Raw genomic sequence first — 13,263 nt, 5'->3', positions numbered from 1 at the left:
AGACATATATTTGCATAAGAAAATACTATATACTTTTAATCATGGAAACAACAACACCACTCATCATGGAAACGACATCAGAAAGAAACACTGCAACGTTCACACATTTAAGTACTTTGAGTCAATATATTATTCCATTTGGAAATTATATTTTCCCAATATTAATCTGGACGAGTTACAAAGACAAATCAGAATTTGTAAATCACCACGGAAAACAGACCTTAAACTTCCAGTTAAGTTTATTGCTTTATACTTTGGTTTTAGCATTAATTGCAATTCCAATTTTCATAACTGTTTTTCTTCAAAACCTTCCAATGGAAGCTGTTTTTAACGACGAAGATTTCGTTATTAGAAACTTTGATTTTCAAGGAAACATCATGTTATTAAGTATTGGTGCGACGGCAGTTTTATTATTTGGAGTTCTAAAATTTGTTGAATTCTTTTTAGTGATTTATGCTTCAATAAAAGCTTCAAACGGAGAATTATATAAATATCCGCTAACGATTCCTTTTATAAAGTAACACTTCTCCCGAAGCCTCGGGATCGCTCAGTGTGACACAAAAGTTAAAAGTTATAGTCGAAACGTTACAATCAATCAATAAGAATAGTTTCGAATTCAATCATCAATCAATCACCATCAATCAAAAAACGAATTGTTCAATCTAAAAAAAACAAAATGAAATTATGAATATTGAAAACACAAAAGCACAGATGCGCAAAGGTGTTCTTGAGTTTTGCATCTTATCAGTACTAAAAGAAAAAGACGCATATACATCTGAAATATTAGACACTTTAAAAAACGCAAAATTACTAGTTGTTGAGGGAACAGTTTACCCACTTTTAACTAGGTTGAAAAACGACGGTTTGCTAAATTATCGTTGGGAAGAATCGACCTCTGGGCCACCACGAAAATATTATGGATTAACCGAAATAGGACAAACATTTTTAAACGAACTTAGCGGAACCTGGACAGAATTGTCTGACGCCGTAAATCTAATCACCAATCAAAATCAATAAGTCATGAACAAAACAGTAAATATTAACTTAGGCGGTATGTTTTTTCACATCGATGAAGACGCATATTTAAAATTGACACGCTATTTTGACGCAATTAAACGATCGCTAAACAACTCATCTGGTCAGGATGAAATTATTAAAGATATCGAAATGCGTGTTTCTGAATTATTAACAGAAAAACAAAAAAGCGAGAAACATGTTGTAGGCTTAAAAGACGTTGATGAAGTGATTACCGTTATGGGGCAGCCAGAAGACTACATCATTGAGGACGAAGAAAAATCAAATCAAGCTTTCAATCAATACGGTGCAAGAAAACATAAAAAATTATACCGTGATAAAGAAAAAGGTATGATTGGTGGTGTTGCAACTGGTTTAGGACATTATTTTGGAATTGACGCTGTTTGGATAAAAATCATATTCTTAATATTTGTTTTTGCAGGTTTTGGAACTGGAATTCTAGCTTATTTCGTTCTTTGGATTGTAACTCCGGAAGCTGTTACAACTTCAGAAAAGTTGGAAATGACAGGAGAACCGGTTACAATTTCGAACATTGAAAAAAAGGTTCGTGAAGAAATTGAAACATTATCTGATAAATTTAAAAATGCAGATTATGACAAAGTTGGAAACCAGGTAAAGTCGGGAGCTGAGAGAATAAGTAGTTCATTTGGAGACTTTATAATGACGATTTTTAAAATCTTCGCTAAGTTTTTAGGAGTTATTTTGATCATGTCCGGAATTAGTGTTTTGATCATGTTATTGATTGGAGTTTTTACTTTAGGAACAAATCTTTTTATTGATTTTCCTTGGCAAAACTTCGTTGAAGCAGGAAACTTTACAGATTACCCAATTTGGTCATTTGGATTATTAATGTTCTTTGCTGTTGGAATTCCGTTTTTCTTTTTGACACTTTTAGGTTTCAAATTATTGTCTCCTAACTTAAAATCTATCGGAAATATTGCGAAATATACTTTGTTAGCTATTTGGATTATTACAGTTACTATTGCTATCAGCATCGGAATCAAACAAGCAACTGAATTTTCATACGATAATAAAACGGTTGAGAAAAAAGAAATTGGAATTAGCAAAAATGATACACTTTATGTAAAATTCAGATACAATGATTACTACGCAAAAAGCTTAAATCAACACAGAGATTTTGAATTTGTACAAGATTCTGCTAACAACCAATTGATTTATTCTACAGATGTTCGTTTACATGTTTTACATACTGATGAATCGAATGCTTATATACAAATCGAAAAAAGTGCCAGAGGTAATTCATTTACTAATGCCAAAAAAAGAGCTGAAAAAATCGATTATAAAATTCAGCTTAACGGAAATCATTTAGTACTGGACAATTACTTCCTTACAGATGTAAAGAACAAATTTAGAGGTCAGGAAGTTGATGTATATTTGTACTTACCTGAAGGACAATTATTCAAACCAGATTCATCTGTACAAGATTATGACGACTCTGAAGATGATTTTTTCAACTTACACTTTAGCGGTAACTACAACTATAAAGTAGAAGGTTCAAAAATCAAATGTTTGAATTGCCCAACAGAAGAAAATGAATATGGAGATGTAGATTACGACAGTGAAGAAAACGACACAATTGACAATGACACTGTAAAAGAAGTTTCGATTAAAATAAATGGAAAAGAAGTTTTAAACGGAAAAAAAACCAAAGGAAGATTAACCACTGACAAAAACGGAGTCATAATCAAAATTAACTAAGCCATGATAAAAATAATCATTCATATTACAAAATTTATAGTTGCAGGAATCACTGCTCTATTGTTTGCCTCATGCAACTTCAATGTAAATACTATTGAAGGAAGTGGAAATGTTACTACTGAAAAAAGAATTGTGCAGGGAGAATTTAAAAATATCTCTGTAAGCAATGCGATCGATTTAGTAATCGAACAATCAGATTCAACAGAAATTACAGTCGAAGCTGACGACAATTTGCAAAATGAAATTATTACAAAAGTCGAAAACGGAACTTTGATCATTAAATGTAAATACAGCTCTTTTAGAGATATTACAAAGAAAAAAGTAACTGTAAAAATGCCTAAGATAGATAAGCTAGAAGCTTCAAGCGCTTCTACCGTCATGAACACGGGTGTTATTTCTGGCGACGATATTAATCTTGAAACTTCAAGCGCTGCGTCGATGGATCTTAATGTCGAATATGATGATATAACTATTGATTCAGGAAGTGGAAGTACAATAAGTATCAAAGGAAAAGCATTAAAAACCAGAGTCTCAGCATCAAGCGGTTCCAGTATAAATGCTCGCCAATTGCAAGTAAACGAAGTACAAGCAGAAGCTTCGAGTGGCGCAAGTATCCATCTGCATCCAATAGTAAGTTTAAAAGCAGAAGCTAGCAGCGGAGGAAGCATCAATTACGACTCTACGCCTAAAACAATTGAAAAAACTGCAAGTTCAGGAGGAACTATCAGCCAAGGATAAACCCTCTTTATCTGTTAAATATATAAAAAATCATTCACCGAAAGTGGATGATTTTTTTATATTTGCTCAAATCAAATCTAGAATTAATGAAAAAAAATACAGCCTTACTCCTATTATTATTGGTTACGACGTTAACTTTTGCTCAAAAAAGAGAAAAAATAAAAGGATCTAAAATCGTAACCACGTCAGTAAAAGAAGTTGGGGAATTTGATGGTATTGAAGCCGATGATAATTTGGAAGTCTACCTGGAGCGTGGAGAAAAAAACGAAATTAAAATTGAAGCCGACGACAATTTACATGATATCGTTGGCATGGATTTAAGAGAAAAAGTACTTCGTTTATATACTTCAAAAGAAAGTACCATATTCAAAAAATTGGTTGTTCGTATTACCTATACAAGTTCATTAAAAAAAGTAATTGCTAAAAATGAATCTGTAATTTATGCGATTCAGGAACTTCAATTAGACGATATTACTTTTAATACTTTTGATTATTCGAAATTGTTTTTGAATGTAAACGCAAAAAAATTCAGTTTAATAGCCGATGATAAATCAAAAATCGAGCTGAACTTGAAATCTGAAGATGCAAGTTTACAATTGAGCAAAACATCCTCAATAAAAACATTAGTATCTGCAATAAAATTCAAATGTGATTTATATCAAAAGTCAATCGCAAATATTGAAGGAATTGCCGAGAAAGCAACTATTCGTTTAGACAATAATTCAATATTTACAGGAACAAAATTCACTTTGAAAGATGCAAATGTAACTGCTGAAAATTATTCTAAAGGAACTATTTTAGCCGAAACTACAATTGCAATAGCAATTGGAAACAATGCAGAACTTTCTCTATTTGGAAGCCCGGCGATTACACTTACCCGTTTTTCTGAAGAAGCAAAATTGATTAAGAAGATAAAGTAAAATTAGTCGCAGTATTCAGTTTCAGTTCTCAGATTGAAACTGAAAATTAAAGCAAACAAAAAGTCCCAATCTTTACGATTGGGAATTTTTGTTTATAGTCGATTTCACATTCCAATAAAAACGGGAAACAGAAACTGAATACTGCGACTGAATTTATTCTTTTGCAGCCAAATATCTTTCTGCATCAAGTGCAGCCATACATCCTGTACCAGCAGCAGTAATCGCTTGACGGTATACATGATCAGCAGCATCACCAGCTACAAAAACACCATCAACATTTGTTTTAGATGTTCCGGGAACATTAATGATGTAACCGGTTTCATCAAGAGTGATATAATCTTTAAAAATATCTGTGTTTGGTTTATGACCAATTGCAACGAAAAATCCTGTTGCCGGAATATCAAAAACTTCTCCGGTAGTTTTATTTTTTGCTTTTATCGCATGAACAACATTTTCATCACCTAAAACTTCAACAGTATCGTGATTCATTAAAATTTCGATATTTTCAGTTTTACGAACGCGTTCTTCCATAATTTTTGAAGCTCTGAATTTCTCACTTCTTACCAACATTGTAACTTTTTTACAAAGTTTAGATAAATAATGTGCCTCTTCGCAAGCTGAATCTCCTGCTCCAACAATTACAACTTCTTGATTACGGTAGAAAAATCCATCACAAACAGCACAAGCAGAAACTCCGCCACCCATTTGTAAATAATGCTGTTCTGACGGTAATCCTAAATATTTAGCAGATGCACCAGTAGAAATAATAACAGTTTCGCAATGCAATTCGATTGTATCATTAATCCAAACTTTGTGTATATCTCCTGAAAAATCAACTTTTGTAGCCCAACCATCACGAATATCTGAACCAAAACGTTTTGCTTGTTCTTGTAATTGAATCATCATTTCAGGACCTGTAACACCATCAACATAACCTGGGAAATTTTCAACCTCATTAGTCGTAGTCAACTGACCACCAGGCTGCATTCCTTGATATAATACTGGATTCATATTTGCTCTGGCAGCATAAATAGCTGCAGTGTAACCTGCTGGACCAGAACCAATAATAAGGCATTTAATTTTTTCGATTGTATCTGACATAATGTGTATAATTTTTAGTGATGCAAATGTAATCTTTATTATAAAAAATTACACTCAAAACAAATCCTAAATAACTATCTCAGAATAACTTTTATTTATTTTTATTTATTTTCATTTTTTTCTTTTATAAAAGGAATTTATTTCTATCTTTGCATCCGCTTACGGGGTGTAGCGTAGCCCGGTTATCGCGCCTGCTTTGGGAGCAGGAGGCCGCAGGTTCGAATCCTGCCACCCCGACAAAAGTCTTTTCATTTACTTGAAAAGACTTTTTTTTATTTATACCCTTTCCTTTTTTTTCTAATATTCAACACTATATATCTAGTATTTTTAAATTTGGTTTATGGCCAAATATGTCTTTTTATGCCATTAATATAACTTTACCTGTTGCATCAAATTTCTGACAATTGGCTCTCTTTGCGAAAAACTTAGAAACTTTGGAAATAAAAAAAATACTAGTATATATTATTTTTGCAATCACAATAACATCTTACGCTCAAAAAACTTCATCTGTTATAGATGAAAAACCTGAAATTGAAAATAATAAATTATACAAGAAAAATGCTCACGCCTCCTATTATCATGATAAGTTTAATGGAAGAAAAACGGCAAGCGGTAAAAAATTCGACAATAGCAAATTAACTGCTGCCCATAAAAAACTCCCTTTTGGCACAAAACTAAAAATCACAAACGAAATAAATAACAAATCGGTTATTGTAGAAGTTACCGATCGAGGGCCGTTTGTAAAAGGAAGAGAAATTGACCTAACCAAAAAAGCTTTTATGGATATTACTTCAAACAAAAGCGGCGGAGTCGTTTATGTGAAAATTGAAATTATAGAAAATTAACTTCTTCTTCATTAGTAGATACTAAAAAAGGAAATATCAAAAAAAAAACAGACTAATCATCAGAGGCATCTTTTGTTTGGTAAACAACTCAACAAAAAAACTTAAAAGAAATTCAAAAAATTATTTAACTATAAAATATCCGTAAATAACAAAATACTAAGTGATCATAGTAGAAGACAAATCTTTCTTATTATTTTAACATTCAATTCATTTCTACAAAATCTATTTGAGCTTTATTCGTTTTTACTATATAAGTAACAACAAATAGAGAGAATTTTCGTTTACTCTTTTTATAACAACAACGATTAAATTCTATAAAACACGCACAAAACACAGGCTTACCAAGGTTTAGCAAATGTTAACAAAATAGATTTTCAGAAACCATAAATAATTGTATTTTTACGGTTCAAAATTCAGAAAATAAATGGGCAAAATCATTGCGATTGCTAATCAAAAAGGAGGCGTTGGAAAGACTACTACATCTGTAAATCTTGCGGCCTCATTAGGTGTTTTAGAAAAGAAAGTACTATTAATCGATGCTGATCCTCAAGCCAATGCTACATCTGGTCTTGGAATTGACGTTGAAGCAGTTGAAGCTGGAACTTATCAAATTCTCGAACACAGTATAACACCAAAAGAAGCCATTGTAAAATGTACAGCTCCAAATGTTGATGTGATACCTGCTCATATTGACCTTGTTGCCATCGAAATCGAATTGGTCGATAAAGAAAATAGAGAGTACATGCTTAAAAAAGCATTAGAAAGTGTAAAAGATGATTATGACTATATCATTATCGACTGCGCACCTTCATTAGGTTTATTAACCTTGAATGCTTTAACAGCTGCTGACTCTGTAGTTATCCCTATCCAATGTGAGTATTTTGCACTTGAAGGATTAGGGAAATTATTGAACACGATAAAAAGTATTCAAAAAATACACAATCCGGATCTTGATATCGAAGGATTATTACTAACCATGTATGATTCAAGATTGCGTTTATCAAATCAGGTTGTTGAAGAGGTTCAAAAACACTTTAACGATATGGTTTTTGATACTGTTATTCAGCGAAATGTAAAATTAAGCGAGGCTCCAAGTTTTGGAGAAAGCATCATTAATTATGACGCAACTAGCAAAGGAGCAGTTAATTACATTAATTTAGCTCAAGAAATTATAAAGAAAAACAGCAAATAGTTTTTATGACAAAAGCAATTAAAAAACAAGCCTTAGGAAGAGGATTATCAGCATTATTAAAAGATCCGGAAAACGACATTACATCAGTAGAAGACAAAAACGCTGACAAAGTTGTTGGAAATATTATTGAGCTTGAACTAAGTGCTATAGAAATAAATCCGTTTCAGCCTAGAAGTAACTTTAATGAAGAATCGTTACGCGAATTAGCCACTTCTATTAAAGAACTTGGTGTGATTCAACCTATTACTGTTCGAAAATTAGATTTCAACAAATACCAATTAATATCCGGAGAACGTCGTTTACGTGCTTCAACTTTAATAGGCTTGACACATGTTCCTGCCTATATTCGTATTGCTAACGACAACGAATCGTTGGTTATGGCTTTGGTTGAAAACATTCAACGTCATGATTTAGATCCTATTGAGATTGCACTTTCATACCAGCGTTTAATTGATGAAATTCAATTGACTCAGGAGCAAATGAGCGATCGTGTTGGAAAAAAACGTTCTACAATTGCCAATTATTTACGTCTTTTAAAACTGGATCCAATCATTCAAACTGGTATTCGCGATGGTTTTATCAGCATGGGTCACGGTAGAGCGATCATAAACATCGAAGATTTAGATGTTCAGACAGATATCTATCAAAAGATAGTCAGCCAAAACTTATCTGTTCGTGAAACAGAAGCTTTAGTAAAAAATTATCACGAAAGTCTAAAACCAAAAGAGGAAGGAAAAGCAAAAGCGGATTCTTCATTTATGGTTAAAGAAACGCAAAAAAACACTTTCAATGATTATTTTGGTGCGAAAGTTGATGTAAAAGTCGCCGGCAACGGAAAAGGAAAAATCACAATTCCTTTTAATTCTGAAGCTGACTTTAATAGAATTATAAAATTAATAAACGGATAGTGAATAAAATTATCCCCATAAGTCTATTGTTCTTTCTTATAGGAACCGTTTCTCTTTTTGCCCAAGCAAAAAAAGACACGGTTTTGGTTGTTAAAGACACTAGCAAATTACAAGAAATAGACCCGCTAACACCAGCAAAAGCAGCCTTTTATTCGGCAATCTTACCTGGTTTAGGTCAGGCCTACAACAAAAAGTATTGGAAAATTCCGTTAGTATACGGAGCAATTGGTACAAGTTTATATTTTTACATAGACAACAATAAAAAATACCATGATTATCGAGACGAATACAAGAGAAGACTTGAAGGTTATGGCCCTGGAACTGGTGGAAATTACGATTTTCTAGACGACAGCAGACTTATTGCTGGTCAAAAATTCTACCAAAGAAACAGAGATTTGTCTCTACTGTTTGTTGTTGGCTTTTATGCCTTAAATATTATTGATGCCAATGTTGATGCTGCTTTAATTCAATTTAACGTAAATGAAAGGTTATCATTACGTCCGGAAATTTATCCTGACACAGTAACTTTTAAACCGAACGTTGGACTAACTTTTAATTACCACTTTTAAATAGCTTCTGTTATTTAAATTCAAAAAATCACACAAAATGAAAATTGCGCTTTTAGGATACGGAAAAATGGGTAAAGTAATCGAAAGAATTGCTTTAGAAAGAGGTCATGAAATTGTTTTGAAAAAAGACGAATTCAACACTTACGACGGACTTTCAACTGCTGATGTCGCTATAGATTTTAGTATTCCCACAGCAGCCGTTGACAATATATCAAATTGCTTTCATGCCAATGTTCCTGTAGTCTCAGGAACAACAGGATGGTTAGAACATTATGATGAAATGGTACAACTTTGTAATGAAAAACAAGGCGGATTTATTTCGAGTTCAAATTTTAGCTTAGGTGTTAATATTTTCTTTGAATTGAATGAATATTTAGCTAAAATAATGGCTCAATTCGATTCGTATAAAGTAACAATGGAAGAAATTCATCATACTCAAAAACTTGATGCTCCTAGCGGAACAGCGATTTCTTTAGCTAAAGGTGTTATTGAAAACAGTAATTACGCCAATTGGACTTTAGACCAAGCAAAAAACAATGAAATTCATATTGAAGCAAAAAGAATTGGTGACGTTCCGGGAACACACACTGTAACTTACGATTCAATTGTTGACAGTATCGAATTAAAACATACTGCCCACAATCGCGAAGGTTTTGCGCTTGGAGCTGTAATTGCAGCTGAATGGCTTGCTGGTAAAAAAGGAATTTACAGCATGAAAGACGTATTAAATTTAAAATAAACTGACTTAAAGTTTCGAACTCCCAATCGAGTAACCTGAAACTTGAAACATAAAACAAAAAACTATGACACTATATCTTTGGTTTGTATTTTTCTTAGCTGTACAAGTAATTCATTTTATAGGAACATGGAAATTGTATCAGGCAGCAGGAAGAAAAACTTGGGAAGCTGCAATCCCTGTTTACAATTCGATCGTGTTAATGAAAATAATTAATCGACCAACTTGGTGGACTATATTACTTTTTATTCCGATTATCAATTTAATTATGTTTCCGGTTGTTTGGGTAGAAACCTTGAGAACATTTGGTAAAAAATCAACTTTAGATACTATTTTAGGAATCTTTACCTTAGGATTTTATATTTACTATGTAAATTATACTCAAAAATTAGAGTACAACGCCGACCGTTCATTAACGCCTACAAACAAAACTGCTGATACTATTAGTTCATTACTTTTTGCTATTATCGTAGCAACATTAGTACACACTTATGTAGTACAACCTTATACAATTCCTACTTCATCATTAGAAAAATCATTATTAATTGGTGATTTCTTATTTGTAAGTAAAGTAAATTACGGACCTAGAGTACCTATGACTACTATTGCATTGCCAATGGTTCATGACTCTATTCCTTTCACAAAACGTAAATCATATTTAAGCTGGCCACAATTACCTTACTTCAGATTACCAGCCTTAGAGAAAATAAAACGATCTGATATCGTGGTTTTTAACTGGCCAGTAGACACTGTACATTATTTCTATGAGCCAAAAGGAAGACCCGGCGTAATCAAACCTATCGATAAAAGATCAAACTACGTAAAAAGATGCGTTGGTATCCCTGGCGATAGCTTATCTGTTGTTGAAGGATATGTTTTCATAAACGGAAAAAAATTAATTCTACCTGAAAGAGCAAAACCACAGTATTCTTATACGATTGCTTTTGACGGAAAAACACCAGTTGATTTACAATCTCTAATTAAAGAATTAGATATTACAGATGGTGGATATTTCAAAAATGAAGAAAAAAGAGATACACTTGTTTTAGGAGCTTTAACAGAAGCAAGTGCAGAACGTTTCAAAAACACACCAGGAGTTAGTTCCGTTAATAGAATAATCGACAGAAAAGACGACAACAGGATTTTTCCTCACATTAATAAATGGAGTCAGGACAATTTTGGTCCAATTTATATTCCGGAAGCAGGAAAAACGGTTGCTTTAACTAATGAATCTTTGCCTTTTTACAAAGAAATCATTACTAATTATGAAGGAAACACTTTGCAATTGGACGGTTCTAAATTTTTAATAAACGGAAAACCAACAACAACATATACCTTCAAACAAAACTATTATTGGATGATGGGAGACAATCGCCATAACTCTGAAGATAGTCGTTATTGGGGTTATGTTCCGGAAAATCACATTGTAGGTAAACCAGTTTTCATTTGGATGAGCTGGGATACAAACGGAAAAGGAATTAACAAAATTCGCTGGAGCAGAGTCTTTACCACAGTTGACGGAGAAGGACAACCTCAATCGTACTTTAAATATTTCTTATTCATTCTTGCAGCCTATTTTGTGGGAGAATATTTCTGGAGAAAAAGAAAAGAAAATAAAGCATAAATAAAAAAGTTGTTTTAGTTTCAGGTTTCAAGTTTCAGGTTCTGCGCGAACGTTAAACTTGAAACTTGAAACATTTAAAACCTGAAACTATAAAAATGAACTCTTTACTACTTCCTACCTATTTTCCGTCTATTAGCCACTTTGCTGTTATGGCTCAATCTGACAATGTGACTTTTGAAATGGAGGATAATTTCCAGAAACAAACCAACAGAAATCGTACTTATATCTATAGTCCAAACGGAATTCAGCTATTAAACATTCCCGTTAAACATTCAAAAACAAATCATCAAAAAACAAAAGATGTTATGATTGAGAATGAATTTGACTGGCAAAAACAACACTTTAAATCACTAGAAGCAGGATACAGAAGTTCTCCTTTTTTTGAATTTTTTGAAGATGATATTCGTCCTATTTTCGAAAAACAACATACCTTTTTGATGGATCTCAATATGGAAGTTTTAGACATTGTAACAAAGTGTTTGCGCATGAAGCTAGAATTTGGAAAAACCACTGAATATTTTTTTGAAACAGAAAACATTTCAGATTTCAGAGTCTTAGCAAACGGAAAAAAAGACACCAATTCGTTCGAGAAATACACACAGGTTTTTGATGACAAACACGGTTTTATCAATAATTTAAGCGTTTTAGACTTACTTTTCAACGAAGGTAAATTCGCAATGGATTACTTAAAAACACAGAAAGTAATATAGATCATTCCATTTTTAAGAAACGAGTTTTTCTTATTAGACATATAAAAAAGGACTTAGAATTTTATTTAAAATCTAAGTCCTTTTCTTTTTTAAACACCTTAAACGAAGCTTCCATTTATTCTATCGAAAGCCTTGTCATGATTGGATAATGGTCTGAATTTTCAAAATCCGGAAAGCTTTCAAACTCTTTTACTTTCATTTTACTATCTGTAAAAATATAATCGATTCTCGCCGGGTAATAGCGGAATTTATACGTTGCTCCAAATCCTTCTCCAGCTTCCTCAAAGGCATCTTTTAATTTTCCTTTAATATTTCGATACACATAAGAAAACGGACTATTATTCATGTCTCCACAAATAATAATTGGATTTTTACACTTCTTAATATTCTCTTTAAACATTTCAGCTTGTTCTTGCTGTTGTCTAAATCCTTTGCTGATTCGGGTATAAATAAGCTGCGATTTTTCCTGATTAACATTGTCGATATTATTCGATATATCGCTTACGTCGGGCGAAATTTTAATAGACTGCAAGTGCATATTATATACTCTGATAATATCCTTTCCGCGTTTTATATCAGCATAAATGACATTATTATCCGAGTTCGGAAAAATAATATTTCCTTCATACAAAATTGGGAATTTTGAAAAAATAGCCTGACCGGTTTTGATCTTATTTCCTTCAATAAAAATATAACGATGCGGATACACTTTTAAATCTAAATGAGCTGAGTTCGAATATTCCTGAATACATAATATATCAGGATCTTTTTCATCAATAAATGCTTTAATATTTGATGGGATATCATCACGATCCAACCATTTAAAAACATTAAAAAGACGAACATTATAACTCATTACAGAAAAATCTTTGTCATCCTGAACATATTCTTTTGCCGAAAATTTATAAAACTTGCTAATAAAAGTAATACCGGTCAACAATACTAAACCAGACAAAATAAGGCGCTTTTTAAACTGAATTGCCCAATAAACAAAGAATAGACCATTCATAACAAAAAAAGCCGGCATAAAGAGCGTTAATACCGATAATAACGGAAAACTCTTTGGTGCCAGAAATGGTAAAATATAAATACTAAAAGTCAATACAGTCAGCACTATATTCAAAAAGAACATTATTTTATTAAACCATGAAAGGTTTTTCATATTA

General features: G+C 32.4%; 14 protein-coding genes and 1 tRNA gene. 13 read left to right on the top strand and 2 right to left on the bottom strand.

Going from position 1 to position 13,263, the window contains the following annotated elements; translation table 11 throughout:
- Window positions 1–41: 41 nt before the first annotated feature.
- The 5 genes from ACHRVZ_RS14685 (at window position 42) to ACHRVZ_RS14665 (ending at window position 4,412) form a co-directional block, all read left to right on the top strand.
- Window positions 42–521, top strand: a complete 480-nt coding sequence (locus ACHRVZ_RS14685) for a DUF4870 domain-containing protein (RefSeq protein WP_395423359.1) — start codon at window positions 42–44, stop codon at window positions 519–521.
- Window positions 522–684: 163 nt separating this feature from the next.
- The gene (locus tag ACHRVZ_RS14680) at window positions 685–1,017 is read left to right on the top strand and encodes a PadR family transcriptional regulator (protein WP_008464689.1); all 333 of its coding nucleotides are present in this window, start codon (window positions 685–687) and stop codon (window positions 1,015–1,017) included.
- Between the two features lie 3 nt (window positions 1,018–1,020).
- Window positions 1,021–2,754 (top strand): PspC domain-containing protein, encoded by a 1,734-nt coding sequence (locus ACHRVZ_RS14675; protein WP_395423357.1) that lies wholly within the window; start codon window positions 1,021–1,023, stop codon window positions 2,752–2,754.
- Window positions 2,755–2,757: 3 nt separating this feature from the next.
- Entirely contained in the window at window positions 2,758–3,492 is a 735-nt protein-coding gene (locus ACHRVZ_RS14670; protein ID WP_395423356.1) for a head GIN domain-containing protein, read from the top strand.
- Between the two features lie 86 nt (window positions 3,493–3,578).
- A complete protein-coding gene (locus tag ACHRVZ_RS14665; protein WP_395423355.1) occupies window positions 3,579–4,412 on the top strand; it encodes a GIN domain-containing protein in 834 nt (277 codons plus the stop codon).
- 153 nt (window positions 4,413–4,565) lie between these two features.
- On the opposite strand, the gene trxB is transcribed toward ACHRVZ_RS14665, so the two are convergent.
- On the bottom strand, window positions 4,566–5,513 hold the full coding sequence (gene trxB, locus ACHRVZ_RS14660) for a thioredoxin-disulfide reductase (RefSeq protein ID WP_395423354.1): 948 nt from the start codon (window positions 5,511–5,513) through the stop codon (window positions 4,566–4,568).
- 162 nt (window positions 5,514–5,675) lie between these two features.
- Here trxB and ACHRVZ_RS14655 point away from each other — a divergent pair.
- The 8 genes from ACHRVZ_RS14655 (at window position 5,676) to ACHRVZ_RS14620 (ending at window position 12,097) form a co-directional block, all read left to right on the top strand.
- Window positions 5,676–5,750 (top strand) — tRNA-Pro (locus ACHRVZ_RS14655).
- Window positions 5,751–5,947: 197 nt separating this feature from the next.
- Window positions 5,948–6,358, top strand: coding sequence for a septal ring lytic transglycosylase RlpA family protein (locus tag ACHRVZ_RS14650; RefSeq protein WP_395423353.1), 411 nt, complete (start codon window positions 5,948–5,950; stop codon window positions 6,356–6,358).
- A 424-nt stretch (window positions 6,359–6,782) separates the two neighbouring features.
- Window positions 6,783–7,550, top strand: coding sequence for a ParA family protein (locus tag ACHRVZ_RS14645; RefSeq protein ID WP_395423352.1), 768 nt, complete (start codon window positions 6,783–6,785; stop codon window positions 7,548–7,550).
- 5 nt (window positions 7,551–7,555) lie between these two features.
- Window positions 7,556–8,458, top strand: coding sequence for a ParB/RepB/Spo0J family partition protein (locus tag ACHRVZ_RS14640; RefSeq protein ID WP_395423351.1), 903 nt, complete (start codon window positions 7,556–7,558; stop codon window positions 8,456–8,458).
- The gene (locus ACHRVZ_RS14635) at window positions 8,458–9,027 is read left to right on the top strand and encodes a DUF5683 domain-containing protein (RefSeq protein WP_395423349.1); all 570 of its coding nucleotides are present in this window, start codon (window positions 8,458–8,460) and stop codon (window positions 9,025–9,027) included. Before ACHRVZ_RS14640 ends, ACHRVZ_RS14635 begins: the two co-directional genes overlap by 1 nt.
- Before the next feature lie 37 nt (window positions 9,028–9,064).
- Complete coding sequence (gene dapB, locus ACHRVZ_RS14630; protein WP_395423347.1) at window positions 9,065–9,766, top strand: 4-hydroxy-tetrahydrodipicolinate reductase; 702 nt, start codon at window positions 9,065–9,067, stop codon at window positions 9,764–9,766.
- A 64-nt stretch (window positions 9,767–9,830) separates the two neighbouring features.
- Window positions 9,831–11,387, top strand: a complete 1,557-nt coding sequence (lepB, locus tag ACHRVZ_RS14625; protein WP_395423345.1) for a signal peptidase I — start codon at window positions 9,831–9,833, stop codon at window positions 11,385–11,387.
- Window positions 11,388–11,482: 95 nt separating this feature from the next.
- On the top strand, window positions 11,483–12,097 hold the full coding sequence (locus ACHRVZ_RS14620; protein ID WP_395423344.1) for a WbqC family protein: 615 nt from the start codon (window positions 11,483–11,485) through the stop codon (window positions 12,095–12,097).
- 115 nt (window positions 12,098–12,212) lie between these two features.
- On the opposite strand, the gene ACHRVZ_RS14615 is transcribed toward ACHRVZ_RS14620, so the two are convergent.
- A complete protein-coding gene (locus tag ACHRVZ_RS14615) occupies window positions 12,213–13,259 on the bottom strand; it encodes an endonuclease/exonuclease/phosphatase family protein (RefSeq protein ID WP_395423342.1) in 1,047 nt (348 codons plus the stop codon).
- Window positions 13,260–13,263: the final 4 nt, after the last annotated feature.

Source organism: Flavobacterium sp. FlaQc-57 (genome assembly GCF_044007395.1).
Taxonomy (GTDB): domain Bacteria; phylum Bacteroidota; class Bacteroidia; order Flavobacteriales; family Flavobacteriaceae; genus Flavobacterium.
This window is presented reverse-complemented; position numbering and strand designations above follow the sequence as displayed.

What these genes read in the sequence shown, in the direction of transcription:
- ACHRVZ_RS14620 (WP_395423344.1), top strand. Translation starts at nt 11,483, where the DNA reads ATGAACTCTTTACTACTTCCTACCTATTTTCCGTCTATTAGCCACTTT.
- lepB (WP_395423345.1), top strand. Translation starts at nt 9,831, where the DNA reads ATGACACTATATCTTTGGTTTGTATTTTTCTTAGCTGTACAAGTAATT.
- ACHRVZ_RS14680 (WP_008464689.1), top strand. Translation starts at nt 685, where the DNA reads ATGAATATTGAAAACACAAAAGCACAGATGCGCAAAGGTGTTCTTGAG.
- ACHRVZ_RS14640 (WP_395423351.1), top strand. Translation starts at nt 7,556, where the DNA reads ATGACAAAAGCAATTAAAAAACAAGCCTTAGGAAGAGGATTATCAGCA.
- ACHRVZ_RS14645 (WP_395423352.1), top strand. Translation starts at nt 6,783, where the DNA reads ATGGGCAAAATCATTGCGATTGCTAATCAAAAAGGAGGCGTTGGAAAG.
- trxB (WP_395423354.1), bottom strand. Translation starts at nt 5,513, where the DNA reads ATGTCAGATACAATCGAAAAAATTAAATGCCTTATTATTGGTTCTGGT.
- ACHRVZ_RS14615 (WP_395423342.1), bottom strand. Translation starts at nt 13,259, where the DNA reads ATGAAAAACCTTTCATGGTTTAATAAAATAATGTTCTTTTTGAATATA.
- dapB (WP_395423347.1), top strand. Translation starts at nt 9,065, where the DNA reads ATGAAAATTGCGCTTTTAGGATACGGAAAAATGGGTAAAGTAATCGAA.
- ACHRVZ_RS14670 (WP_395423356.1), top strand. Translation starts at nt 2,758, where the DNA reads ATGATAAAAATAATCATTCATATTACAAAATTTATAGTTGCAGGAATC.
- ACHRVZ_RS14675 (WP_395423357.1), top strand. Translation starts at nt 1,021, where the DNA reads ATGAACAAAACAGTAAATATTAACTTAGGCGGTATGTTTTTTCACATC.
- ACHRVZ_RS14685 (WP_395423359.1), top strand. Translation starts at nt 42, where the DNA reads ATGGAAACAACAACACCACTCATCATGGAAACGACATCAGAAAGAAAC.
- ACHRVZ_RS14665 (WP_395423355.1), top strand. Translation starts at nt 3,579, where the DNA reads ATGAAAAAAAATACAGCCTTACTCCTATTATTATTGGTTACGACGTTA.